Source organism: Sphingomonas sp. (genome assembly GCF_035910975.1).
Classification (GTDB): domain Bacteria; phylum Pseudomonadota; class Alphaproteobacteria; order Sphingomonadales; family Sphingomonadaceae; genus Sphingomonas.
In genome coordinates, this window is record NZ_JAMHWM010000005.1 from 68,177 (window position 1) to 91,696 (window position 23,520).

At 69.1% G+C, this 23,520-nt stretch carries 25 protein-coding genes and 1 pseudogene; 16 read left to right on the top strand and 10 right to left on the bottom strand.

The genetic code is table 11. The annotated features are described in order from the left end of the window. Complete coding sequence (gene hutC / locus VYI76_RS00360; RefSeq protein WP_326522783.1) at positions 1-726, bottom strand: histidine utilization repressor; 726 nt, start codon at positions 724-726, stop codon at positions 1-3. After that, a complete protein-coding gene (locus VYI76_RS00365; RefSeq protein ID WP_326522784.1) occupies positions 723-2,069 on the bottom strand; it encodes a formimidoylglutamate deiminase in 1,347 nt (448 codons plus the stop codon). The genes hutC and VYI76_RS00365 overlap by 4 nt, the downstream gene beginning before the upstream one ends. Before the next feature lie 46 nt (positions 2,070-2,115). On the opposite strand from VYI76_RS00365, the gene hutI reads away from it, so the two are divergent. The 4 genes from hutI to hutU are packed head-to-tail and all read left to right on the top strand — an operon-like array spanning position 2,116 to position 7,269. Then, positions 2,116-3,312, top strand: a complete 1,197-nt coding sequence (gene hutI / locus VYI76_RS00370) for an imidazolonepropionase (RefSeq protein WP_326522785.1) — start codon at positions 2,116-2,118, stop codon at positions 3,310-3,312. After that, the gene (gene hutH, locus VYI76_RS00375) at positions 3,309-4,832 is read left to right on the top strand and encodes a histidine ammonia-lyase (protein WP_326522786.1); all 1,524 of its coding nucleotides are present in this window, start codon (positions 3,309-3,311) and stop codon (positions 4,830-4,832) included. Before hutI ends, hutH begins: the two co-directional genes overlap by 4 nt. Then, entirely contained in the window at positions 4,829-5,617 is a 789-nt protein-coding gene (gene hutG / locus VYI76_RS00380; RefSeq protein ID WP_326522787.1) for an N-formylglutamate deformylase, read from the top strand. The genes hutH and hutG overlap by 4 nt, the downstream gene beginning before the upstream one ends. Further along, positions 5,614-7,269 (top strand): urocanate hydratase, encoded by a 1,656-nt coding sequence (gene hutU, locus VYI76_RS00385; RefSeq protein WP_326522788.1) that lies wholly within the window; start codon positions 5,614-5,616, stop codon positions 7,267-7,269. The genes hutG and hutU overlap by 4 nt, the downstream gene beginning before the upstream one ends. A 540-nt stretch (positions 7,270-7,809) precedes the next feature. On the opposite strand, the gene VYI76_RS00390 is transcribed toward hutU, so the two are convergent. Beyond that, positions 7,810-8,358 carry a hypothetical protein gene (locus VYI76_RS00390; RefSeq protein ID WP_326522789.1) on the bottom strand — a complete coding sequence of 183 codons (549 nt, stop codon included), beginning with the start codon at positions 8,356-8,358 and terminating at the stop codon, positions 7,810-7,812. A 13-nt stretch (positions 8,359-8,371) separates the two neighbouring features. Then, complete coding sequence (locus VYI76_RS00395; protein ID WP_326522790.1) at positions 8,372-8,698, bottom strand: hypothetical protein; 327 nt, start codon at positions 8,696-8,698, stop codon at positions 8,372-8,374. Positions 8,699-8,883: 185 nt separating this feature from the next. Here VYI76_RS00395 and rpmG point away from each other — a divergent pair, with 185 nt between their 5' ends. Together rpmG and VYI76_RS00405 are read left to right on the top strand one after the other, a co-directional pair. After that, positions 8,884-9,051 carry a 50S ribosomal protein L33 gene (gene rpmG / locus VYI76_RS00400; RefSeq protein WP_326522968.1) on the top strand — a complete coding sequence of 56 codons (168 nt, stop codon included), beginning with the start codon at positions 8,884-8,886 and terminating at the stop codon, positions 9,049-9,051. 136 nt (positions 9,052-9,187) lie between these two features. After that, entirely contained in the window at positions 9,188-9,985 is a 798-nt protein-coding gene (locus VYI76_RS00405; protein WP_326522791.1) for an EcsC family protein, read from the top strand. Between the two features lie 71 nt (positions 9,986-10,056). Here the strand turns inward: VYI76_RS00405 and VYI76_RS00410 are convergent, their stop codons facing one another. Then, the gene (locus VYI76_RS00410) at positions 10,057-10,446 is read right to left on the bottom strand and encodes a response regulator (protein WP_326522792.1); all 390 of its coding nucleotides are present in this window, start codon (positions 10,444-10,446) and stop codon (positions 10,057-10,059) included. A gap of 41 nt (positions 10,447-10,487) precedes the next feature. On the opposite strand from VYI76_RS00410, the gene VYI76_RS00415 reads away from it, so the two are divergent. From VYI76_RS00415 to VYI76_RS00430, 4 genes are all read left to right on the top strand, one after another. Next, the gene (locus VYI76_RS00415; RefSeq protein WP_326522793.1) at positions 10,488-10,757 is read left to right on the top strand and encodes a DUF3572 family protein; all 270 of its coding nucleotides are present in this window, start codon (positions 10,488-10,490) and stop codon (positions 10,755-10,757) included. Next, positions 10,754-11,395 carry an HAD family hydrolase gene (locus tag VYI76_RS00420; RefSeq protein ID WP_326522794.1) on the top strand — a complete coding sequence of 214 codons (642 nt, stop codon included), beginning with the start codon at positions 10,754-10,756 and terminating at the stop codon, positions 11,393-11,395. Before VYI76_RS00415 ends, VYI76_RS00420 begins: the two co-directional genes overlap by 4 nt. Beyond that, a complete protein-coding gene (locus VYI76_RS00425; RefSeq protein WP_326522795.1) occupies positions 11,392-11,859 on the top strand; it encodes a RidA family protein in 468 nt (155 codons plus the stop codon). Before VYI76_RS00420 ends, VYI76_RS00425 begins: the two co-directional genes overlap by 4 nt. Positions 11,860-12,043: 184 nt before the next feature. Beyond that, on the top strand, positions 12,044-12,844 hold the full coding sequence (locus VYI76_RS00430) for a TorF family putative porin (protein ID WP_326522796.1): 801 nt from the start codon (positions 12,044-12,046) through the stop codon (positions 12,842-12,844). Between the two features lie 198 nt (positions 12,845-13,042). On the opposite strand, the gene VYI76_RS00435 is transcribed toward VYI76_RS00430, so the two are convergent. The 3 genes from VYI76_RS00435 to VYI76_RS00445 all read right to left on the bottom strand — a co-directional run bounded on the left by VYI76_RS00435 (position 13,043) and on the right by VYI76_RS00445 (position 16,525). Then, positions 13,043-14,458 carry an MFS transporter gene (locus VYI76_RS00435; protein WP_326522797.1) on the bottom strand — a complete coding sequence of 472 codons (1,416 nt, stop codon included), beginning with the start codon at positions 14,456-14,458 and terminating at the stop codon, positions 13,043-13,045. Between the two features lie 64 nt (positions 14,459-14,522). Beyond that, a complete protein-coding gene (locus tag VYI76_RS00440) occupies positions 14,523-15,284 on the bottom strand; it encodes an SDR family NAD(P)-dependent oxidoreductase (RefSeq protein WP_326522798.1) in 762 nt (253 codons plus the stop codon). Further along, positions 15,281-16,525, bottom strand: a complete 1,245-nt coding sequence (locus VYI76_RS00445; protein ID WP_326522799.1) for an aspartate aminotransferase family protein — start codon at positions 16,523-16,525, stop codon at positions 15,281-15,283. Before VYI76_RS00445 ends, VYI76_RS00440 begins: the two co-directional genes overlap by 4 nt. Positions 16,526-16,857: 332 nt before the next feature. On the opposite strand from VYI76_RS00445, the pseudogene VYI76_RS00450 reads away from it, so the two are divergent. From VYI76_RS00450 to VYI76_RS00470, 5 genes and pseudogenes are all read left to right on the top strand, one after another. Continuing rightward, positions 16,858-17,118: pseudogene (locus VYI76_RS00450) on the top strand (IS5/IS1182 family transposase); the annotation flags it as partial. A gap of 65 nt (positions 17,119-17,183) precedes the next feature. Further along, a complete protein-coding gene (locus VYI76_RS00455) occupies positions 17,184-17,657 on the top strand; it encodes a GreA/GreB family elongation factor (protein ID WP_326522800.1) in 474 nt (157 codons plus the stop codon). Between the two features lie 34 nt (positions 17,658-17,691). Next, a complete protein-coding gene (locus tag VYI76_RS00460; protein ID WP_326522801.1) occupies positions 17,692-18,858 on the top strand; it encodes an alpha-hydroxy-acid oxidizing protein in 1,167 nt (388 codons plus the stop codon). A 61-nt stretch (positions 18,859-18,919) separates the two neighbouring features. Next, positions 18,920-19,573, top strand: coding sequence for a fructose-6-phosphate aldolase (gene fsa / locus VYI76_RS00465; protein WP_326522802.1), 654 nt, complete (start codon positions 18,920-18,922; stop codon positions 19,571-19,573). Positions 19,574-19,777: 204 nt separating this feature from the next. Then, complete coding sequence (locus VYI76_RS00470) at positions 19,778-20,656, top strand: tyrosine-type recombinase/integrase (RefSeq protein ID WP_326522969.1); 879 nt, start codon at positions 19,778-19,780, stop codon at positions 20,654-20,656. A gap of 7 nt (positions 20,657-20,663) precedes the next feature. On the opposite strand, the gene VYI76_RS00475 is transcribed toward VYI76_RS00470, so the two are convergent. Further along, positions 20,664-21,269: a DedA family protein gene (locus VYI76_RS00475; RefSeq protein WP_326522803.1), complete on the bottom strand. Its 606-nt coding sequence runs from the start codon at positions 21,267-21,269 to the stop codon at positions 20,664-20,666. Between the two features lie 58 nt (positions 21,270-21,327). Further along, entirely contained in the window at positions 21,328-22,290 is a 963-nt protein-coding gene (gshB, locus tag VYI76_RS00480; protein WP_326522804.1) for a glutathione synthase, read from the bottom strand. 87 nt (positions 22,291-22,377) lie between these two features. Here gshB and VYI76_RS00485 point away from each other — a divergent pair, with 87 nt between their 5' ends. Next, on the top strand, positions 22,378-23,520 hold the full coding sequence (locus VYI76_RS00485; RefSeq protein ID WP_326522805.1) for a diguanylate cyclase domain-containing protein: 1,143 nt from the start codon (positions 22,378-22,380) through the stop codon (positions 23,518-23,520).

Sequence of the window (23,520 nt, forward strand, 5' to 3'; positions counted from 1 at the left end):
TCAGCGCGGGCGGGCGGGTTCCAGTGCCGATGTCGCGGGGCCGAAGCGCGCGGTGAGATCATAGGCCGCGCCGACGAACTGCTGGCGGACGAAGGTGATCGGCTCGCCGCCGCGCCATGTGCGCCGTTCGATGGCGAGGCAGGCGGTGCCTTCCGCGACGCCCAGACGACGGGCCGCGGCGACATCGGCGCCCAGCGCGGCGATGCGGCTCTCCGCCTCGGTCCAGGCGATGTTTTCGAGCAGCCACGCGCCGGGGGAGGTCTCGGCGAAATCGGCCTCTCGCGCGTGTGGCACGGCCGCGAGCGAGACCAGCCGGTCCTCGATCGCCAGCGGTATGCCGTCGGCCAGATGGGTGCCGGATACCCGGAGCAGGTCGGTTCCTTGCGCGATCTCCGCCTCCGTATCGGTATCGGCGGGCGCGATCACGCGGCGTTCCAGCAGGTAGCGATAGGCCTGCCCGCGCCGGGCGACCTCGACCGCGAGATCGGGGATGTCGAGCACGACCGAATGGACGCGCGGGCGGGCGACAAAGCTGCCGGCCTTCTTGCGCCGTTCGATGAAGCCCTGTGCCGCGAGCGCGGCCAGCGCCTTGTTCACCGTCATCCGCGAACAGCCGTAGTCGGCCATCAGCGCATGTTCGACGGGGATACGGCTGCCCGGCGCACGCGCGCCCGACAGGATCGCAACCTCCAGATCGCGGCGGATGCGTTCGTGAAGCGCGGTCATGCCAGCAGCCGCGCGAGCGTGGCGCGGTAGCGCTGGACGATCGCTTCGCGCGCGATGTGGCGGCCGCCGGAAACCACCCGCTGCCCGCGTCGCCACACGCCGTCGATGGCGCTGCGCCCGGCCGCAAATACCAGCGCGTCGAGGATCGCGTTGCCTTCGCGCGCGGCAAGTGACGGGTGGCCTGTATCGAGTGTCAGGAAGTCGGCCGGCGCGCCGACCGCGATCCCGGCGGGTGCGCCCAGCGCCTGCCCTCCCCCGGCCAGCGCGCCGCGCCACAGCGCCGCGCCCGTCGATCCGCCACCGGCCAGCAGATTGCGCCCACGATGTGCCAGCCGTTGGCCATATTCGAGCAGGCGCAGTTCCTCGCAGCCGTCGATCAGCACGTTCGAATCCGATCCGATCCCGAACCGCCCGCCGGCGGCGAGGAAGTCGCGCGCGGGGAAGATGCCGTCGCCCAGATTGGCCTCGGTGATCGGGCATAGCCCTGCGACCGCGCCGGATCGCGCCATCCGCGCCGTCTCGTCGGCGGTCATGTGCGTCGCATGGACCAGGCACCAGCGATCGTCGACGGCCGCATGATCGAGCAGCCATTCGACCGGCCGCGCGCCGCTCCAGGCGATGCAATCCTCCACCTCGCGGACCTGTTCGGCGATGTGGATGTGGATCGGTCCGGCGGTCAGCAGGACGATGCGGGCAAGCTCCTCCGGCGTCACCGCGCGCAGGCTGTGCGGGGCGATGCCGAGCACCGCATCGGGCAGGCCGGCGATTGCCCCGGCGCTGGCGTCGAGCAGGCGGGCATAGCCGTCGACATCATGGACGAAGCGTCGCTGGCCGTCGGTCGGGGCGGCCCCGCCGAAGCCCGAATGCGCATAGAACACCGGCAGCAGCGTCAGCGCGATCCCCGTCTCCGCGCACGCCGCCGCCAGTGCGCTGGCCATCGCGGCTGGATCGGCATAGGGGCGGCCATCGGGCGCGTGGTGGAGATAGTGGAACTCGCCGACGCGGGTGAAGCCGCCCTCCAGCATCTCGACCTGCGCCATCGCGGCGACGGCCAGCAGATCGTCGGGGGTGAGCGCATCGACGAAGCGGTACATCACCTCGCGCCATGTCCAGAAGCTGTCGTCGCCGGGTCCCGCCGTCTCCGCCAGCCCGGCCATGCCGCGCTGGAAGGCGTGGCTGTGCAGGTTGGGCAGGCCCGGCACCGCGACGGCGTGGCGATCCTCGCCGTCCGCCGGCGAAGCGCCGGTCTCGATCACGGCGAACACGCCATCGATGATCGTCGCGCGAACCTTGTTCGCCCAGCCATCGGCGAGCAGTGCGGTGTCGAAGAAAACGGTCGCCATGCGATAATGTCTATACATTATTTGCGCCGCGTGCCAAGCAATGTGCATGCGGTGCGACACGATCTGGCGGAACGCGCGACTGGCGACGATGGCGGGCGCGGGACTCGGCGTCGTCGAGGATGGTGTGGTCGCGGCGATCGACGGGCGCATCGCCTATGCCGGGTCCGCCGATGACGCCCCAGTGGAGGCTGCCGAGACGATCGACTGCGGCGGGCGCTGGATCACGCCGGGGCTGATCGACTGCCACACGCACCTGGTCCATGCCGGCGACCGCGCCCATGAGTTCGAGCTGCGGCTGGCCGGGGCCAGTTACGAAGAGGTTGCTCGTGCGGGCGGCGGGATCGTCTCGACGATGCGCGCGACGCGGAGTGCGAACGAGGCCTACCTGGTCGCCAGCGCGCTGCCCCGCCTCGACGCGTTGATCGCGGAGGGCGTGACGACGGTCGAGGTCAAGTCTGGCTATGGCCTGACTACCGACGACGAGACCAGGATGCTGCGTGCCGCGCGTGCGTTGGGCCGCGAGCGTGACGTGCGGATCGCGACGACCTTCCTCGGGGCGCACGCGCTGCCGCCCGAATATGCCGGTGATAGCGACGGCTATGTCGATCATGTCTGCACCGACATGCTGCCCGCGATAGCGCGCGCAGGGCTCGCCGACGCGGTCGATGCCTTTTGCGAGGGCATCGGCTTCACGGTCGAACAGACCGAGCGGGTGTTTGTCGCCGCGGCCAAGCATGGCCTGCCGGTCAAGCTCCACGCCGAACAGCTTTCCAACCTGAACGGCGCCGCGCTGGCCGCGCGTTACGGCGCGCTGTCGGCCGACCATCTCGAGCATCTCGACGATGCCGGCGTCGCGGCGATGGCGCGCGCCGGCACCGTCGCCACCCTGTTGCCCGGCGCCTATTACTTCACCCGCGAGACCAAGCTACCGCCGGTCGACGCCCTGCGCGCGGCGGGCGTGCCGATCGCGGTCGCGACCGATTGCAATCCCGGCACGTCGCCGCTCACCTCGATCCTGCTGGCGATGAACATGGCGGCGACCTGTTTTCGACTGACGGTGGAGGAGTGCTTGCGCGGCGTGACGGCGAACGCCGCCCGCGCGCTGGGTCTTGCGCGCGAGACAGGCACGCTGGAGCCGGGCAAGGCCTGCGACCTCGCGATCTGGGAGGTCGAGCGTCCCGCCGAGCTGGTCTACCGCATCGGCTTCAATCCCCTTCACCAACGTATCCGGAACGGACGATGATCATCATTCGCCCTGGCCAGGCCACGCTCGCCGACTGGCGCGCCATCTATCGCGGGGCGGGCGTGTCGCTCGATCCAGCCTGCCGGGGGGCGATCGCCGCCAGCGCGGATGCCGTGGCCCGGATCGTCGCGAAAGGCGCGCCGGTCTACGGCATCAACACCGGCTTCGGAAAGCTGGCGAGCGTGCGGATCGAAGCGGAGGATCTCGCCACGCTTCAGCGTAACATCGTGCTCAGCCACGCCGCCGGCACCGGTGCGCCGAGCCCGCGCGCGATCGTCCGGCTGATGATGGCGCTCAAGCTCGCCAGTTTCGGCATGGGGGCGTCGGGCGTGCGCCCGGAAACGGTCGCGATGCTTGAGGCAATGCTGGCGAAGGACGCTACCCCCGTCGTGCCGTGCCAGGGTTCGGTCGGCGCCAGCGGTGATCTGGCGCCGCTGTCGCACATGGCGGCGGCGATGATCGGGGTGGGGCAGATCGATCTCGCCGGGCGCGTGCTGCCCGCCGCCGAAGCGCTCGCCAGCGCTGGTCTGGCGCCGCTCGAACTCGGGCCGAAGGAAGGGCTGGCGCTGCTCAACGGCACGCAATTCTCGACCGCCAACGCGCTCGCCGGACTGTTCGAGGGGGAGATGCTGTTCCAGGCGGCTCTCGTCACCGGCGCACTATCGACCGAGGCCGCCAAGGGATCGGACGCGCCGTTCGATCACCGCATCCACGCGCTGCGCCGCCACGCCGGGCAGATCGCGGTGGGTGACGCGCTGCGCGGCCTGATGGCGGGATCGGCGATCCGCGCCAGCCACCGCGAGGATGATCCGCGCGTGCAGGACCCCTATTGCCTGCGCTGCCAGCCGCAGGTGATGGGCGCCGCGCTCGACGTGTTGCGCCAGGCCGGTGCGACGCTGGAGACGGAGGCGAACGGCGTCAGCGACAATCCACTGATCTTCGCGGATACCGATGAGGCGCTGTCGGGCGGCAATTTCCACGCCGAGCCGGTCGCCTTCGCCGCCGACATGATCGCGCTCGCCATCTGCGAGATCGGCAGCATCGCCGAACGGCGGATCGCGATGCTGGTCGATCCCGCGTTGTCGGGCCTGCCGGCATTCCTGACGCCCCGGCCGGGCCTCAATTCCGGCTTCATGATCCCCCAGGTGACCGCCGCCGCGCTGGTCAGCGAGAACAAGCAGCGCGCCTATCCGGCCAGCGTCGATTCGATCCCGACTTCGGCCAATCAGGAGGATCACGTGTCGATGGCCGCGCACGGCGCGCGCCGGCTGCTGGACATGGCGGCGAATGCGCAGGCGGTGGTCGGCATCGAACTGCTCGCCGCGGTGCAGGGGTGCGATTTCCATGCGCCGCTCAGGTCGTCGGACGCGCTGGAGGCGGCGCGGGCATGCCTGCGCGGCATGGTGCCGACGCTGGAGGATGACCGCCACTTCCACCCCGACATGGAGGCGGCGACCGCGCTGGTGCGATCCGGCGCGCTGGTGACGGCGGCCGGAATCGGTCTGCCGGGGATCGCATGAACGACTGGCTGGCCATCCATCCCGGCGATGCGCCGCTGGTCGTCGCCTTTCCGCATACCGGCACCGATCTGGCCGATTGCGAAGGCGGTTTCCTCTCGCCCTGGCTCGCGCGGCGCGATGCCGACTGGCATGTCCATGATCTCTACGCCTTCGCCCGCGATTTGGGCGCCACGACGGTCCGCACCGCCATCTCGCGCAGCGTGATCGATGTGAATCGCGATCCTTCGGGCGCCTCGCTCTATCCGGGGCAGGCGACGACCGAGCTGTGCCCGACTACGACCTTCGACGGCGAGCCGCTCTATGCCGGCGACGGCCCGGATGCGGGCGAAATCGCGCGGCGGCGGGCGACGTGGTTCGATCCCTATCACGCGGCGCTGTCGGGCGAACTCGACCGGCTGCGCGCCGCGCACGGCCATGTCGTGCTCTACGACGCGCATTCGATCCGCAGCCTCATTCCGCGCCTGTTCGACGGGCGGCTTCCCCAGTTCAACATCGGCACCAACGGCGGCGCCACCTGCGCGCCCGCGCTGGCCGCCGCCGTTTCCGCCGCTAGCGGGGCGGATCATGTCGTCGATGGCCGGTTCAGGGGCGGCTGGACCACCCGCCACTATGGTCGCGCTGACGACGGCGTCCACGCGATCCAGATGGAACTGGCGATGCGCGGCTACATGGCCGAGCCCGACGTGCCCACCGAAGCCAACTGGCCGACACCGCTGCTTGCCGACCCGCCGATCGGGCCGAACCTGCGCGCCATCCTCACCGCCTGCCTGGAGTTCAGACCGTGATCCGTCTCGATAACAGCCGCGTCATCCGGCCCGCCACCGGTACGGAGTTGTCGGCGAAAAGCTGGCTGACCGAAGCGCCCTTGCGGATGCTGATGAACAACCTGCACCCCGACGTCGCCGAACGGCCGGAGGAACTGGTGGTCTATGGCGGCATCGGCCGCGCGGCGCGCGACTGGGACAGCTACGACCGCATCGTCGAGACGCTGCGGCGGCTGGAGGACGACCAGACGCTGCTGGTCCAGTCGGGCAAGCCGGTGGGCGTGTTCCGCACCCATGCCGATGCGCCGCGCGTGCTGATCGCCAACAGCAACCTTGTGCCCAAATGGGCCGACTGGGAGCATTTCGCCGAACTCGATCGCAAGGGCCTGGCGATGTACGGCCAGATGACGGCGGGGTCGTGGATCTACATCGGCACGCAGGGGATCGTGCAGGGCACCTACGAAACCTTCGTCGAAATGGGGCGCCAGCACTATGGCGGCGACCTGACGGGCAAGTGGCTGCTGACGGCGGGACTGGGCGGCATGGGCGGGGCGCAGCCGCTCGCCGCCGTCATGGCCGGCGCCTCGTGCATCGCCATCGAATGCCAGCCCAGCCGGATCGAGATGCGACTGCGCACCGGCTATCTCGACCATCAGGCGGCGACCATTGACGAGGCGCTGGCGATCGTCGCAGCGGCGGATCGCCCGGTTTCGGTCGGGTTGCTGGGCAACGCCGCCGAACTGCTGCCGGAGATGTTCGCGCGCGGCATCCGCCCCGACCTGCTGACCGACCAGACAAGTGCCCATGATCCCGTCAACGGCTATCTCCCCGCCGGCTGGAGCGTCGCCGAATGGATCGAGCGGCGGGAGAGCCAGCCCGACGCGGTCGCTGAGGCGGCGCGGAAATCGATGGCGGTCCACGTCCGCGCGATGCTCGATTTCCAGGCGGCGGGGGTGCCGACGGTCGATTACGGCAACAACATCCGCCAGGTAGCGAAGGACGAAGGGGTAGCGAACGCCTTCGACGTCCCCGGCTTCGTCCCCGCCTACATCCGCCCGCTGTTCTGTCGCGGCATTGGCCCGTTCCGCTGGGCGGCGCTGTCCGGCGATCCCGAGGATATCTACCGCACCGACGCAAAAGTGAAGGAGCTGATCCCCGATGATCCGCACCTTCACCGCTGGCTCGACATGGCGCGCGAACGTATCCAGTTCCAGGGCCTGCCGGCGCGGATCTGCTGGGTCGGGCTGGGCGACCGGCACCGGCTGGGGCTGGCATTCAACGCCATGGTCGCCAGCGGCGAGCTGAAGGCGCCCGTCGTGATCGGCCGCGACCACCTCGACAGCGGCTCCGTGGCCAGCCCCAACCGCGAGACGGAGGCGATGCGCGACGGCAGCGACGCGGTGTCGGACTGGCCGCTGCTCAACGCCCTGCTCAACACCGCCAGCGGCGCGACCTGGGTGTCGCTGCACCACGGCGGCGGCGTCGGCATGGGATATTCGCAGCACGCCGGGATGGTGATCGTCGCCGACGGGACCGAAGCGGCGGCGCGGCGGCTGGAACGGGTGTTGTGGAACGATCCCGCCACTGGCGTGATGCGCCATGCCGACGCGGGCTACGACATCGCCATCGATTGCGCCCGAGAGAAGGGGCTGGACCTGCCCGCCGTCCGTTAGCGTGTTTCGGTTGTTGATTGGATCGATGGATTTTCCCGGGTTGAGAGATGTGATTCACTTTGGCCGCTGGTGAGGCGGCCAGGATGGACGAGGGCTTTCCCGCAGGATTTGCGGGAATGTTCTTGCCGCTTGCCTGATTGGGGGATGTCGGCGCGGGGGCTGGGCATCTCCGCCGCTTCGCCACGCTCTATGACCGCCGTACTGCCCATCTCATCGGCTTCGTCCAACTCGCCGCCGCCATGATCTGGTCACGCTGAATGTCGATCGGCCCTAGGGTCAGGATCCATTACTGGCAACGGCCGTGATCGCCCGGAGAAGCCCGCCGACGAGGAGCGCAGCGCAGTCGCGTAGCTGAAGCTACGCGCAAGCAAGCGACGACGCTCGGCGGGCTTCTCCGGGCGACCGCGAAGCGGCGGGCCGATTTGGCCGCACGGCGGCGTCGCGCGTCGGTCACGATGCTTGAGCATCGCGCCCTCCTTGCTCCTGCCCGTGCGGCCAAATCGGCTCCGTCACGACCATTGCCAGTAATGGGTCCTGACCCTAGGTCAGCCTCAGCGCACCGGCACCGACGATCAGACCGATCGGCAGCATCACCCCGCCCGCGATACGACCGACCAGCGTCAGCGGCAGGCGCTCCCACTCGCGGTTGCCCAGTGTCGCGGCGACACCGGCCAGCACCAGCGCGCCGGCCAGGGCGCCGGCCCCGGCGAGCAGTGGCACCGCCGCGTTGAGCGCGAGGCCGAAGGCGAGGAAGGCCGTGCGGTCTCCGGCGACGAAGCTGCCGGCCGCCGCCGCGATCACCGGCGAGCCGCGCGGGGGCGCGGGGGCACGTGATCCCCACAGCGCGCCCGCTCCGGCAAAGACCAACGCCACCGCCAGCATCAGCGCGCGCGCATTGGGGGTCAGCATGGGCGCCATCCACATCGCCCCCGCGACGGATATGGCGATGCCGGTCGCATGGCCGATCGCCATGCCGGACACGGTCCGGCCCGCGCCGGCCGAATCGCCCAGCCGAGCGGCCAGCCGTGCCGGGCGGTCGCCGATGCCGGCGGCCAGCGCCGCGACGAAAGCGGGAATCAGGGCGTCCAACGGAAAGGGTGTGTCAGCCGTTCAGACGAACGGCGCAGGCGGCGGCGAAAGTGTCGGCGGCCTGCGGGCTGTCGCTGCCGCAGCCCACCGCGTCGCGCAAAATGCCCAGCCAGCCGTGGACCAGTGGCCCGCGCTCGCCGCGAGCCAGCGCCGAATCGAGCGCATGAACGACGGTGATCGCGGCGCCGATGCCGTTGCGGGCGGCGATGCGACGGATCGCCTCGAGCTGGTCGGCGATTTCGCCTGTGGCCATGCGGTCCGCGCGGGCGTCCATCGCGTCGATCCGTGCGACCAGTTCCGCCCGGATCGCGCCACCCCTGTCATGCCCCGCCAGTGCCATGTCCCGCACCCCTCGATGGTCAGGATGGAAGGGTGCGCCGATATGGTTAAGATCGCGTCAACGCCGTCGGCATCGGGTGCGCGAGGTTGACATCGGGACGGCTTTCGATCATGCGCGCTCCCCTGACGGCGGCGGCCATGCGGGCGCGCCGCCTATTTTTTGAATTCAGATTAGAGATTCGGGTCATGGCCAAACCGGCAACCGTCAAGATCAAGCTCGTCAGCACCGCGGACACCGGCTTCTTCTACGTCACCAAGAAGAATCCCCGCACGCAGACCGAGAAGTTCACCTTCCGCAAATACGACCCGATCGTGCGCAAGCACGTCGAGTTCAAGGAAGCCAAGATCAAGTAAAGGCCGCTCTGGCGACCTCTACGCAGACCCCGGCGCGGGCCGGGGTGCAGGGCCGCGGGCGATTCGCCGGCGGCTTTTTTGCGTTTCGGCGCGGACAGGTCGTGTCCGCCCGCGCGTTGCTGTAACCTCGCACGCCATGAACGATCCAGCCCTCGGCAATGCCTGCGCCGGCTTCGATGCCGCGGTGATCGATGAACTGCGCGCGATCGCCGCGCTGCACGACGAGGCCAATGGCCTGCTGTTGCGCCTGCTCGGGTGGGCGGGCAGCCGGGTCGATTCGGCGCTCGACCGGCTGCCGGACGGCTGGCGGGGCCGGATCGACGCGGCGGCCGGGCTCGCGCTCGACCATGGCTATCGCATTGCCTTCTCGACGCAGCCGGGCGGCGATTCCCGTGCGGTCGATCGCGCGCTCGCCTGGGCCGCGGGCGAGCGCTGGCATAAGGCGGCGACCGCGGTCACCGGCGCGCTGGGCGGCGCCGGCGGCCTCGCCACGACGCTGATCGACCTGCCCGTCACTACCACGCTGATCCTCCGCTCGATCCAGCAGATCGCCGCCGGCTATGGCGAGGATCCCGCTGACCCGGCCGTGCGCGCCCAGTGCGTCGCGGTGCTCGGGCTCGGCGGGCCGACGCCGGACGATGATGCGGGCGACGCCGGTTTCGTCGCGGCGCGGCTGGCATTGTCGGGCAAGGCGATCACCGAGGTGCTGAAGGATGTGCTGCCGCGCTTCGGCATCGTCGTGGGGCAAAAGGCGCTGGCGCAGGCGACGCCGCTGCTCGGCGCGCTGGCCGGCGCGACGATCAACCCCGTCTTTACCGGCTATTACCAGACCATGGCGCACGTCCACTTCCGCCTGCGCCGGCTGGAGGCCGCGCATCCGCCGGACCAGGTGCGGGCGTGTTTCGATAGGATGCTGGCCGTCGGTCGGGGCTAGGGCTTCGCCGCGCCCGTCAGACGGGACGGTCGCGCCGCCCCGTTGCCCGGCACGGCGAGTCGGCGGGTTGCTTATGCAAGCCGCTCGCCGCCCGTATCGGGCACCAGCGCGCGCACTTCCTCGATGAAGCGCATTACCGAGATCGGCTTGGAGACATAGGCGTTGGCGCCCGCCGCGCGGATGCGGTCCTCGTCGTCGCGCCCGGCATAGGCGGTGACCGCCATCACCGGCACGTCGCGCAGCCGTGGATCGCGCTTCATCTGGCCGATCAGCTCCAGCCCGCTGACGTAGGGCAGCTGGATGTCCATCACCACCAGGTCGGGCTCGAAGCTTTTCGCCCGCGCCACCGCCTCGCGCCCGTCGCGCACCGGCTCCGCCGCGAAGTCGTGCGCGCGCAGCAGATCGCAGAACAGCTTCAGATTGAGTTCGTTGTCCTCGACAACGAGCACCCTTTTTGCCACGCGGGGCCGCTTCCCTTGTTGTTCCGGTGTTGAAATAGGCGATGGCACGCGACGATACAAATAACGATACGCTGGCGCTGGGTGCGCTGGTGTGGACGCTGGAGGATCCGGCGCGGGCGGAGCGCTTGCTCGACCTGACCGGCCTCGATCCGCGGGCGTTGCGCGCTTCGGCGGGCGCCCCCGCGACGCTCGCCGCCGTGCTGGGCTTTCTCGAGAATCACGAGGCCGATCTGGTCGCCTGCGCCGATGCGATCGGCTGTACGCCGGGCGATCTCGTCGCCGCGCGGGCACGGCTGGAGCGCGGTGCATGAGGCCGCTGCTGATCTGCGACTGCGACGAGGTGCTGCTACACATGGTGCGGCATTTCGGCACCTGGCTGGGCGACGCGCACGACATCGATTTCGACCTGTCGGGCGGCGATTTCGCGACGTCGATGACGCGGCGCGGCGGCGGCATGGTGACCCGTGACGAGATGTGGGGGATGCTCGACGGCTTCTTCCCGGCCGAAATGGGCCGGCAGACGCTGGTGCCGCACGCGCGCGAGGCGCTGGCCGACATCGCCCGCGCCGCCGACATCGTCATTCTCACCAACCTGCACGATCATTGCCGCGACGCGCGCATTGCCCAGCTTGCCCAGCACGGCATCGCCCACCGCGTCGAATGCAACCAGGGTGGCAAGGGCGCGCCCGTCGCCAAGCTGGTTGCCGAGCATGGCGCGCGCGTCACCGTGTTCGTCGACGACCTGGCGGCCCATCATGAATCGGTCGCCCGCCACGCGCCGCATGTCCACCGGCTGCACATGGTGTCCGAACCCGGCCTCGCGCCCAATGTCGTGCCCGCGCCACATGCTCATGCCCGCATCGACGACTGGCGCGACGCCGCGATGTGGATCGAGACCCGCTTCGCAGAGGGGCGCCCCGCCCCGGCAACCACTGGAGATACCGCATGACCACCCATATCGACCGCAAGCTCGCCGAACTCGGCCTGACCCTGCCCGCCGCCGCGGCGCCGGTCGCCTCCTATGTCCCGACGGTCGAGTCGGGCGGCATGCTCTATGTCTCGGGCCAGATTCCGTTCGACGCCGACGGCGCGCTGATCCTCGGCCGGCTGGGCGAGGACGGATGCGATATTGCCTTCGGCCAGGAAGCCGCGCGGCGCTGCGCGCTGATGATCGTCGCGCAGGTGAAGGCCGCGCTCGGCGGGTTCGACCGCGTCGGGCGCATCGTCAAGCTGGGCGTGTTCGTCAATTCCACCCCCGACTTCACCGATCAGCCGCAGGTCGCCAACGGCGCGTCCGACCTGATGGAGGCGCTGTTCGGCGATGCCGGCAAACATGCCCGCGCCGCCGTGAGCGCGCCGTCGCTGCCGCGCGGGGTGGCGGTAGAGGTCGATGCGGTGATCGCTATCGCCTGACCTCCATGATTGTTGCGGTTGCGCAACACGATTGCGTCGTCCCGCCCCGGTACGACGCTTTTGTGTTGTGCACCGCAACACAATCCGGCACATATGGCGATGTCGTCGGCAAGCGGGGCGCCACGCAGCAGCCCAGCACCTGACACGCAGGCGGAAACCATCGACCCAACATGGAGGTCTCACGATGCGTTTCTCGACTCTTTTCCTTGCCCTTCCCCTCGCCGCCGTCGCCAGCCCCGCGCTGGCGCAGGACGCGACCGATCCGGCACCGGCCGTCACCGTCACCGGCGGCGTCACCGTCCTTAGCGACTACAGGTTTCGCGGCCTGACCCAGACGAACAAGGATCCGGCGGTCCAGGGCACCGTCAACGTCAACCACGAATCGGGCCTCTATGTCGGCACCTTCGCCTCGTCGATCGACGGCGGCGCCGACGGATCGACCCCCGCGCTCACCAACTACGGCGCGGTCGAGATCGATTTCTACGGCGGCTATGCCAAGACGCTGCCGAGCGGAGTCGGCTTCGACGTCGGCCTGCTCTATTATTACTACGCCGACGCGGCGGCGGGCCTGAACAGCGACTTCTTCGAGCCCTATGCCTCGGTCAACTACACGATCGGCCCGGTCAATGCGAAGGTCGGCGCAAACTATGCCTGGGGCGGCCAGAAGGGCCTGGATTTCACCGCCGGCAGCGACGACAGCCTGTATCTCTACGGCGACCTCACCTACACCTTCCCCAATTCGCCGCTGTCGCTGAAGGCGCATTACGGCGTGTCGAACGGATCGCTCGGCCTCGCCAACCCGACCGCGCTCGACGACAATTACGCCGACTGGTCGCTGACGGCGGAATTCACCAAGGCGCCGTTCAAGGCCGGGGTCAGCTACATCGACACCGACATCACCAGCAGCAACATCGGCGGCGTGAACTTCGCCCGCAGCCTGGGCCGCAGCGCGACCGTGGTCGGCTACGTCGGGTTCAGCTTCTGATCGCGGCCGGAGGTGGGAGATCGGCCTGGCCAATCTCCCACCTCCGGCAAACCCGGCGCGGTTTACATCGACGTCGGGAATCTCCGGCTCGACGGGATCGATTGACCTTCAGAATTCGGCGTGCTGCCGTTCCCCGTCCGTCGCAATGAGGACAGCGGACCAATGCTGCCCAACCGGCGACGAGTGTGGAGACAGTGTTCAGCGACGTTCCTGCCTGACGAACGACAACAGCACGAAGCCGATCGCGAAGAACCCCACGACCGGGGCAAAGCCCCAGCGCTGCGAGCCCGTCGCGACGGTCGCATAGCCGATGGCCAGCGGCGCGAGCCACGCGGTCGCAGTCGTGACCAGCGAATAGAGGCCGAAGAACGCGCCTGTTTCCTCCGGGGGGGTGATCTTGACCAGCAACGCGCGGCTGCCGGTGGCGACGATCGTCGCGCTGAGATCGGCGGCGGCGGCGAAGAACAGGAACGCGAGCTGCGGCGCGGTGTCCAGCACGCCGCCCTGCCACAGCGGGCGCAGCAGCGCGGGATCATCGCCGCCGAGGAAGAATATCTGCGTCGGGCTGGTCCCGACGAGGCCGGTGAGGAAGACCACGGCCATCAGCAGGCCGATCTGCACCGAACGTTTGGATTCGAACCGCTCTTCCAGCCACACCGCGATCCACGAACCGAACAGCGAGAATATGATGAGCATGATGCCGAGGATCAGCAGCTCCGTGAGCTTCCATCCCATGACGCCTGCAGCGACCACGCCGATGAACAGCGACATCGCGACGACCCCGTCGCGGTAGAACATGCAGGCGATGATGAAGGTGCGCGCGTTCGGATGCTTCCTCAGATGCGCGGGCAATTGCGCGAGATAGGCGAGGCCGCCCCTGAGCGCCGCGAACAGACCGATGCCGGACCTTTCGTGGTCGCGGGTGAAGAGCAGGAGCGGCAACAGGGCGAGGATCACGAGCGCGCCGGCGATCGGCCCGACGATGCGGATGTTCTCGTGCTTTTCCGGATCGAGTCCGAACAGCGGCTGCGCCGGCAGCCAGGCGGAATCATGCTGCCCCGGCAGGGCAAAGGCCCAGAGGACACCGACCAGCACCACCAGCGAGGCCACATATCCCAGGCCGAAGCTGGCCGCCGACAATCGGGAAACACCCGAACCCTCCGACGCCCGGACCAGCATCGAATTGTGCAGCACCTCGGTATAGGCATAGAGGACGGTGATGGCGACCAGGACCGCGAGGATCGTCCACACCGGCAGGCCGGTGTCGCCGGGTTTCGCCCACCACAGCATCGACAGCAGGATAGCCATGATGATCGTGCCACCGGCAAGCAGGGGCTTGCGGGGGCCGATCCGGTCGATCGACGCGCCGAGGATCGGCGCGGTGAGTGCCGCGGCGATGCCCGCGATCTTCCCGAGCATCGCGACCTTCGCCTGGCCGCTAACCGGATCGCCGATGACGACCGAGGCGAAATAGGGTAGGAACACCGTGCCGCTGATCAGGTAGACATAAGGGAACCGGCCGCATTCGAGCGCGGCCCAGGCGATGCCCGATCGGGTCATGCGATCGGACGCGGGCTGCCCCGCGCCATCGACCGCCCCAGTGACATTGGTCATCCCTCTCTCCGTATCCGTCAGCGACGAGGATCGGCGCGCATGGCGCGCGCCCCGATCGCGGCGTTCAAATCCAGCCTCCGTCGATGACGTAGCTCTGGGCGGTGCAGGCCGCGCTGGCGTCGTCGGCCAGGAACAACACCAGCGGCGCGACGTCCGCCGGCATCAGCACACGCTTCAGGCACTGGTCGGCGAGCAGTTTTTCCTCGCCTTCCGGCGTCAGGTACAGCTCGCGCTGGCGGCGGGTCATGATCCAGCCCGGCAGCACAGCGTTGACCCGGATGTTCGCCGGCCCGAGGTCGCGCGCGAACGAGCGCGTCAGCCCGATCACGCCCGATTTGGATGTGGTGTAGGCCGGCATCCCGCCCATCCCAAGCTTCCATGAGATCGAGCTGAAGTTGATGATGCTGCCGCCACCCGCCATGGCCATGCCATCCGCAACCGCCTGGATCGCGAAGAACTGGTGGCGCAGGTTGACGGCCAATCCGGCATCCCAGCTTTCCGGCGTCACCTCCCGCCAGTCGTGCCGCGCATCATTGGCGGCGTTGTTGACCAGGACGCGCACCGCGCCGTCACGCGCCTCCGCTTCCGCGAGCGCGCTGCGCAACGCCGGTACATCGGCCACGTCGCAGTGCACGAAGTGCGGGACCGTGCCGCCCGCGGCGGCCCGTTCCACCGTCGCGGCGGCGCGGGCATCGTCGATGTCGAGGAAGGTGACCAGGGCCTGCTGCGCGCAGAACGCCTCGACCAGCGCGGCACCGATACCGTCCGCTCCGCCCGTCACCACGACATGTCGCCCGGCGAGCGCCGGGTAACGCGCGCCGCTCATCCCGCCACGGGCTCCAGCACCTCATCCAGCGCGTCGGCGAAGGCGGCCAGCGTCTGGTCGATGACGCCTGCATCATGCTCGCACGACAGGAACCAGGCGCCGCGTTCGAGCGCGCGCACGCCGCGCGCCAGCAGCGCCGCGGTCAAACGGGTATAGGTCTCACGATCGACCGCCATGCTGTCGCGATAGTTGCGGATCGGCGTGTCGATGCCAAGCGCGACGTGGAAGATCGCCGGCACGCCCTGCACCCGTGCCGGAACGCCACGTTCCGCCAGCAGGGCGGCGATCCCGTCCATCAGCCTGCGTCCCTGCGCCTCGATCCGGTCATAGACGTCGCCGTCGCGCAGCGCGCGCAGCACCGCCGCGGTGGCGGCCATCGTCACCGGATGCGCATTGTAGGTTCCGCCGTGCAGCACGCCACCGCTGGCGAAGCGTTCCATCAGGTCCGCCCGCCCGGCGAGTGCCGCGACGGGAAAGCCGTTGGCGATCGCCTTGCCGAAGGTCGCGAGGTCCGGCGTGATGTCGAGGCGCGCCTGCGCGCCGCCCGCCGAAACGCGGAAGCCAGTGATGACCTCGTCAAAGATCAGCAGCGTGCCGGTGGCGTCGCACGCCGCGCGCGCGGCCTCAAGATAGCCCGGCTCGGGCTGGATGGCGCTGGTGTTGCACATCAGCGGTTCCATGATGACCGCCGCTACATCCCCGCGTTCGAGCCGCGCGCGCAGGGCATCGGCATCGTTCCAGCCGAGCACGTCGATCGCCTCGCCGGCGGCCGGATCCTGCCCCGCACTGCCGGCAACCCTGGCCGGCGCTTCCCGAGGACCGCAGCGATCCGCCGGCGGCGCGACGCTCCAGTGAACATTGTCGAGCCAGCCGTGGTAGTGGCCTTCGAACTTGAGCACGGTGCGCCGTCCGGTCACCGCGCGCGCCAGCCGCAGCGCCGCCTGGATCACTTCGGTGCCGGAGCCGCCGAACCGCACCATCTCCGCGCAGGGCACCAGCTCGCACACCAGCCGTGCCGCCTCGAACTCCGCTTCGGTCTGGCCGGCGAACAGGATGCCCTTGTCAAGCTGGCGGCGGGCCGCCTCGATCACGGCGTCGGGGTCGTGACCCAGGATCATCGGGCCCATGCCGAGGTAATAGTCGATCAGGCGGTTGCCGTCGGCATCGATCAGATATGGCCCTTCGCCGCGTTCGATAACGAGCGGCGTCGGCCGTATGCCGAGGCGGAAATTGCTGCTCACACCGCCCGGCAAATAGGCAGATGCTGCTTCAATCCGTGCCCGCGACGATGCAAAACTGGCCATCCGTATCCCTCACCCCAAAACCGTGCCGACACCATGGCGCAGCGGCGGAAACCGAGCGAGGACGGGTCGTTCCGCCAGGCGAAATGGTGGCGGATCGCTTGGAGTCTGGGTCGGGGACTCATTTGATCCGCTCGTCGATGGTGGCGCGGCGATGCGGCGCCAATTCCTGAGCCGGTAGGAAAGCCGTTCGATGACGCTTCTACGGCGGCGGATGCGTCTGCGCAGCGGATATGGCGCCTGATCGGCCGTCCCAGGGGCGGCATGGGTACCAGGCTCCATGGCTGCTCGCCGACCGGGGCGATCACGCCGACTGGTTCCGGGACGCGCTGGAGGAAAAGGGCTTCACGCCCCGCATCCCCGGCCGTAAATTCCGTGGCGAGCCCATCAGATACGACAGGCGCCGCAACCGCATCGGGATCAAATTCGGCCGCCTCAAGGACTGGCGCCGCGTCGCGGCCCGCGATGACGGATGCCCATCCGCCTTTTCCCCGGCGATTGCCCTCGCCGCCACCGTCATCTTGCGGCTATGATCGACCAGGCCTGATCCTGGAGTGCAACGGATCGGGCGGCGGGTTTTACATTGGGAGAGAATGACGTGAGCGTGGCCTTCCGTCGCGAAAGCGACGACGAGCATCTGGAGCCGAAGTTCGAGATTCCCATCGCGCCGGGCCCGAACATCGTCACCCCGCGCGGGCTGCGCCAGATCGTCGCCAGGCTTGCCGGGCTGGACGCGGCGATCGTCGCGGAAACCGACGATGATGCGCTGAAGGTGCTGAAGCGCGACCAGCGATACTGGGCGACGCGCCGGACGACCGCGCAACTCGCCGAACCGGCCGGCAACGAGGAGGTCGCGATCGGGTCGCGCGTCACCTTCACCCTCAACGGCAAGCGGCGCACGATCGACATCACCGGCGGCGACGAGGCCGACGCGGCGAGCGACCGCATCGCCTTTTCAGCACCCCTCGCCCGCGCGCTGATCGGCCTGGCGCCTGGCGAGACCGCGGCGTTCGGCGGGACGGCCGACGCGATCGAGGTGCTTGAAACCGCCCCCGCCCCCGACGCAGACTGAGGATCGAGGGCAGAAACGGCCCGTGGAGGCGATCATGGGCCATTTCGGCGACTACCAGAACGAAATCTATCTGAACGGTACGCGCGGGGTGCTGCCGCGCTGGCCGGTCGATTTCGCGACGTTGGAGGCGCGGGCCGCCGCCGCGCTTTCTCCCGACGTGCTCAATTACGTCCAGGGCGGGTGCGGCGACGAGCATACCCAGGACGAGAACGCCCGCGCCTTCCGCCGCTGGGGCATGGTGCCGCGCATGATGGTCGATTGCACCGCGCGCGACCTGTCGATCGATCTGTTCGGGCTGAAGCTGCCCACGCCGGTGTTCATGGCGCCGATCGGCGTGACCGGCCTCGCCACGCAGGACCGACACGGCGATCGCGCAGCGGCGCGGGCAGCGGCGATGACAGGGGTTCCGCTAGTCGCCTCCACTCTGTCGAACGATCCGCTGGAGACGGTGGCCCGCGACATGGGCGACACGCCCGGCTTCTTCCAGCTCTATACGCCCAAGAACCCCGATCTCGCCGCCAGCCTGGTCGCCCGCGCGGAAGCCGCCGGGTACAAGGCGATCGTCGTCACGCTCGATACCTGGGTGACGGGCTGGCGCCCGCGCGACCTGAACACGGCCAACTTCCCGCAGCTGCGCGGGGCGGTGTTGATGAACTACTTCGCCGACCCGGTCTTCCAGCGGCTGCTCGGCAAGTCGCCGGCGGACGCGCCGGCCGAGGCGATCGGGCTGTGGGCGTCGCTGTTTGGCAAGGTGCTGACGTGGGACGATATCGGCTGGCTGCGCTCGCTGACAAGGCTGCCGATCGTGCTCAAGGGCATCTGCCATCCCGACGACGCACGCCGCGCCGTCGATGCCGGGATCGACGGCATCTACTGCTCCAACCACGGCGGGCGGCAGGCCAACGGCGGCATCGCCGCGATCGACATGCTGGCCGACGTCGTCGCCGCGTCGGGCGAGGTGCCGGTGCTGTTCGATTCGGGCGTCCGTTCGGGCAGCGACGTCGTGAAGGCGCTGGCGATGGGTGCGCGGGCGGTGGGTGTCGGCCGCCCGTATTTCTACGGCCTCGCCATCGGCGGCGCGGAGGGCGCGGTGCACGTCCTGAAATCGATCCTGGCGGAGGCCGACCTGATGATGGCGGTCAACGGCTGCCCCACGATCGCGGCGCTGCGCGCCGAAGGCGTACGACGCACGGCGGGATAAGGGGGTGTCCCGGTCGCCCGTACCCGGCTAGAGGATCGCCCGAGCAGGAGGCACCGCACCCATGAAGTTCTTCGTCGACACCGCCGACACCGCCGACATCCGCGACCTGGCCGAATCGGGGCTGGTCGATGGCGTGACCACCAATCCGTCGCTGATCCACAAGGCGGGCCGCGATTTCCTGGAGGTGGTGCGCGAGATCTGCACGATCACGCCCGGCCCGGTTTCCGCCGAGGTCGTCGCGCTTGATCACGCGGGGATGATGCGCGAGGCGGAAATCCTGCGGAAGATCGCCGACAATGTCGCGGTCAAGGTGCCGCTGACGATCGACGGGCTCAAGACCTGCAAGGCGCTGACCGACGACGGCACGATGGTGAACGTGACCCTGTGCTTCTCGGCCAACCAGGCGCTGCTGGCGGCCAAGGCCGGCGCGACCTTCGTTTCGCCCTTCGTCGGGCGGCACGACGACAACGGGTTCGACGGGATGCAGCTCATCAGTGACATCCGGCTGATCTACGACAATTATGATTACGGCACGGAAATCCTGGTCGCCAGCGTCCGCCACCCGATCCACGTGCTGGAGAGCGCCAAGCTGGGCGCCGACGTGATGACGGCGCCGCCAGCCGTCATCCGCCAGCTCGTCAAGCACACGCTGACCGACAAGGGGATCGAGGGCTTCCTGGCCGACTGGGCGAAGACGGGGCAGAGCATCGGTTGAGCGGCGCTGCCGACGCCGCGGCTACGGTGCGCAAACGCGCACAACCGATGCCGGCTGGCGGCCCAGGAGCGGCCGGCGACGCGGGATGTATTCCGGTTTCGGCCCGGTGCGGTGGCAGTTCCCCGATGGCCCGACAGCTTGTCGTAATCGGGACCGCGTAATTTTCTCCCCTGCGGAGAAGGGAAGGCGTAAAGGGGGGTCGTGATTAGCGCCCTTCCGGCCGGATATGCCGCGCATTTGTCGCGCGATCGGCGGCGATCGGTCCACACGGTGCGGGCCTATCAGGCGACGGCGGAGCGGCTCGTCCGCTTCCTCGAGGGCCATTGGGGTGGACCGGTCGATCGTGACCGACTGGCCGCGATCACGGCCGCCGACCTTCGCGCCTTCCTCGCGCGCCGCCGGACCGAGGGACTGACCAACGCCTCCGCCGCGCGCGAACTGTCGGCGGTGCGCGGCTTCCTCGGCTGGGCGGGCGTCGAGGCCCCGCGCCTGAAGGGGCCGCGCGTCAAGAAGGGCGTGCCGCGGCCGATCGCCCCCGACGAGGTGGTGGCGCTGGCGGAGGAAGTCGCCGAGGATGCCGCCGAACCCTGGATCGCAGCGCGCGACTGGGCGCTGCTGCTGCTGCTCTACGGCGCGGGCCTGCGCATCGGCGAGGCGCTGGCGCTGACCGGCGCAGCTCTGCCCCTGCGCGAGACGATGAGCGTCACCGGCAAGCGCGACAAGACGCGGATCGTGCCGGTACTGCCGCAGGTCGCCGACGCGGTGGCTCGCTATGCCGAGCTATGCCCGTGGGGGGTCGCGCGCGATCAGTCGTTGTTCCGGGGCGCGAAGGGCGGGCCACTCGCGGGTGGAGTCGTCCGCCGATCGGTGCGGATCGCGCGCGGCAAGCTGGGGCTCGGCGAGCGCACCACGCCCCACGCGCTGCGCCACAGCTTCGCCACCCATCTGCTCGGGCGCGGCGCGGACCTGCGCGCGCTGCAGGAACTGCTGGGCCACGCCAGCCTCTCGTCGACCCAGGTCTATACGGCGGTCGATGCCGCGCATCTGCTCGACGTATATCGCCACGCCCACCCGCGGGCATGACGGCGGGTCAGTCGCGCGGGCGCGGGCGCCACGTGAGCAGGCGGTAGACGTAGAGCAGTACCACCGCGACGATGATCGCGATCACCACCGGGCCGACCAGATGGTCGAGCTGGGAGAAATTATTGTCGAACCACATGCCGACATAGACCAGGATCGTGTTCCAGATCGCACTGCCGGCGAAGGTCCACAGGGTGAACTTCCAGAAGTTCATGCCGACCATCCCGGCCGGCAGCGAGACCATCGTGCGGAAGGTGGGCAGGAAGCGCAGGAAGAAGACCAGGCCCGAGCCGTATTTCAGGAAGATGTCGTGGAGCTTCTCCACATCTTCCCATTCCAGCGTCATCCAGCGGCCGAAGCGATCGACGATCGGCCTGAACCTTTTGTATCCGAACCAGCGGCCGATGCCGTACCAGAACCAATTGCCGACGGTGGTGCCGAGGGTGCCGGCGACGATCAGTGGCACGATCGCCATGTCCCCGCGCGCGACCGCCATGCCGCCCAGCCCCATGATGATTTCCGACGGGATCGGCGGGAAGATATTCTCCAGCGCCATCAGGAACGCGATGCCCCAATAGCCGCCGCGCGCGATCAGTTCGAGGATGAAATCGGTCAAGATTATACTCCGGCGGGGGACAGGCGCCTTAGACGAAGCTGCGGCCCCGCGTCGAGGTTCAGCCCGCCGCCAGCGCCGCCACGCGCTGCTCGATCGCGTCCCAGATCATCGCGCCCGTATCCGTCCCGTTGAACCGGTCGATCGCGACGATGCCGGTCGGCGATGTCACGTTGATCTCTGTCAGCCACTCGCCGCCGATCACGTCGATCCCGACGAAGATCAGCCCGCGCCGCTTCAGTTCAGGCCCCAGCGCGTCGCAGATTTCCCGCTCGCGTGCGGTCAGTTCGGTCTTCGCAGCGGTGCCGCCGACCGCCAGGTTAGACCGGATCTCGCCTTCGCCGGGCAGGCGATTGACCGCGCCGGCCACCGCGCCGTCGATCAGCACGATGCGCTTGTCGCCCTTGGCGACGCCAGGCAGGAACGCCTGCACCATGTGCGGTTCGCGGTACGCGGTGTTGAACACCTCGATCAGCGACGACAGGTTTGCGCCGTCCGCCCCCACCTTGAAGATCGCCTTGCCGCCGTTGCCGTGGAGCGGCTTGACGACGACCTCGCCATGTTCGGCCAGGAACGCCCGCGCCTCATCAATGCTGCGCGTCACCAGCGTCGGCGGCATAAAGCGCGCGAAATCGAGCACCCAGACCTTCTCTGGCGCGTTGCGCACGCTCGCTGGATCGTTGACCACCAGCGTGCGGCCGGCGATCCGCTCCAGCAGGTGGGTCGCGGTGATATAGCCAAGGTCGAACGGCGGATCCTGGCGCATCAGCACGACGTCGGCGTCTTCGCCCAGATCGAGCCGGACGGGATCGCCAAAGGCGAAATGGTCGCCGTCGACGCGCCGCACCATCACCGGATGCGCCCGCGCCCAGACCTTGCCGGCAGAATAGTTGAGGTCCTCCGCCGCATAATGGAACAGCCGGTGCCCGCGCGCCTGCGCCGACAGCATCAGCGCGAAGGTCGAATCGCCCGCGATATTGATCGCGTCGAGCGGGTCCATCTGGACGGCGACGGTCAGGGTCATGGTGGCTGACCTAGGGACAGGCTCGCCGCTCCGCAATGACCGGTGCGCATTACGGTCCCTTAACCGCGCCCACGCTACGCTCATGCGATGACCGGACGGACACAGGACTGGCGCGGGGCAAGGTTTCGGCGACTGCTCGGCATCACGGTCCCGCGCGGGATGCCGGCGCCGGTCGCCGACGATCTCGCCATCGCGCAGTTCGCCCGCATGCGCGACCGGCTGCCCAGCCTGTTCGTCGTGCTGGCGATGGTCGGCGTCTGCGCGATGCTGCTGACCCCGCACGACGCATCGTCGATCGCAAGATACGGGCTGCCGATCCTGCTGACGGTCGGCAGCGGCCTGCGCTATGTCCACTGGACGCGCCAGCGCCACCGGGCGATCGACGCGGGCGAATCGCGGCGGGAGATGAAACGACTGTTGTGGATGGGGCCGCTGTTGGTCGGGATCGGCGGCGCGTGGGCGGTCGACAACCTGATCGTCGCGACCCCCGAGGAACGACCTTTGACGATCGTGCTGATCGTCCTGTCCGCTCTGGCCGCCGCCCACAGCCTGGCGACCTATCCGCTGGCCGCGGTGCTGGCGCTGGCGACGGGCCTTGCTCCCGTCTCGCTGGCGGTGGCGGCGACCGGCAACCATGCGCTCGTCACGATCATGGTAACCGCATGGACGGTCGCCGCGCTCACCGCGCGCCTCGCGATCGGCGAGCTGCGGGACCTGAGCGCGAATCTGGTGCTGCGGGCGCGGCTGAACGATCTCGCCAACACCGATTCGCTCACCGGCCTCGCCAACCGTCGCGCGTTCGATGCGGCGCTCACCACGGCTATCGCCGGCGGCGGTGGTTCCACCGCGCTCGCGATGATCGACCTAGACGGGTTCAAGCCGGTCAACGACCGCTTCGGCCACGCCGCCGGCGATTCGCTGCTCCAGCAGGTCGGTCACAGGCTCCGGACGGCCGCGCCGCCCGGCGCGCTCGCGGCCCGGCTGGGCGGCGACGAATTCGCGCTGCTGATGGCCGATACCGATCAGGTCACGATCGAGGCACTGGCGGACGATCTTCGCGCGGCCTTGACGCGGCCCTACATCGTCGAGGGGTCGCGCGTCCGCGTCGGCGCGAGCATCGGCACCGCGATCGGTGCCGCCCGCGCGGTCGATCCCGACGCGCTCTACGCGCTGGCCGATGCCGCCTGCTACCGCGAGAAGACCAGCGCGCGCCGTATCCGCGCCGCCTGA

Coding starts and splice junctions, on each gene's coding strand:
- hutC (WP_326522783.1), bottom strand. CDS start 726: ATGACCGCGCTTCACGAACGCATCCGCCGCGATCTGGAGGTTGCGATC.
- VYI76_RS00365 (WP_326522784.1), bottom strand. CDS start 2,069: ATGGCGACCGTTTTCTTCGACACCGCACTGCTCGCCGATGGCTGGGCG.
- hutI (WP_326522785.1), top strand. CDS start 2,116: ATGCGGTGCGACACGATCTGGCGGAACGCGCGACTGGCGACGATGGCG.
- hutH (WP_326522786.1), top strand. CDS start 3,309: ATGATCATCATTCGCCCTGGCCAGGCCACGCTCGCCGACTGGCGCGCC.
- hutG (WP_326522787.1), top strand. CDS start 4,829: ATGAACGACTGGCTGGCCATCCATCCCGGCGATGCGCCGCTGGTCGTC.
- VYI76_RS00395 (WP_326522790.1), bottom strand. CDS start 8,698: ATGGCACTGGCGGGGCATGACAGGGGTGGCGCGATCCGGGCGGAACTG.
- rpmG (WP_326522968.1), top strand. CDS start 8,884: ATGGCCAAACCGGCAACCGTCAAGATCAAGCTCGTCAGCACCGCGGAC.
- VYI76_RS00405 (WP_326522791.1), top strand. CDS start 9,188: ATGAACGATCCAGCCCTCGGCAATGCCTGCGCCGGCTTCGATGCCGCG.
- VYI76_RS00415 (WP_326522793.1), top strand. CDS start 10,488: ATGGCACGCGACGATACAAATAACGATACGCTGGCGCTGGGTGCGCTG.
- VYI76_RS00420 (WP_326522794.1), top strand. CDS start 10,754: ATGAGGCCGCTGCTGATCTGCGACTGCGACGAGGTGCTGCTACACATG.
- VYI76_RS00425 (WP_326522795.1), top strand. CDS start 11,392: ATGACCACCCATATCGACCGCAAGCTCGCCGAACTCGGCCTGACCCTG.
- VYI76_RS00430 (WP_326522796.1), top strand. CDS start 12,044: ATGCGTTTCTCGACTCTTTTCCTTGCCCTTCCCCTCGCCGCCGTCGCC.
- VYI76_RS00435 (WP_326522797.1), bottom strand. CDS start 14,458: ATGACCAATGTCACTGGGGCGGTCGATGGCGCGGGGCAGCCCGCGTCC.
- VYI76_RS00440 (WP_326522798.1), bottom strand. CDS start 15,284: ATGAGCGGCGCGCGTTACCCGGCGCTCGCCGGGCGACATGTCGTGGTG.
- VYI76_RS00460 (WP_326522801.1), top strand. CDS start 17,692: ATGGGCCATTTCGGCGACTACCAGAACGAAATCTATCTGAACGGTACG.
- fsa (WP_326522802.1), top strand. CDS start 18,920: ATGAAGTTCTTCGTCGACACCGCCGACACCGCCGACATCCGCGACCTG.
- gshB (WP_326522804.1), bottom strand. CDS start 22,290: ATGACCCTGACCGTCGCCGTCCAGATGGACCCGCTCGACGCGATCAAT.
- VYI76_RS00485 (WP_326522805.1), top strand. CDS start 22,378: ATGACCGGACGGACACAGGACTGGCGCGGGGCAAGGTTTCGGCGACTG.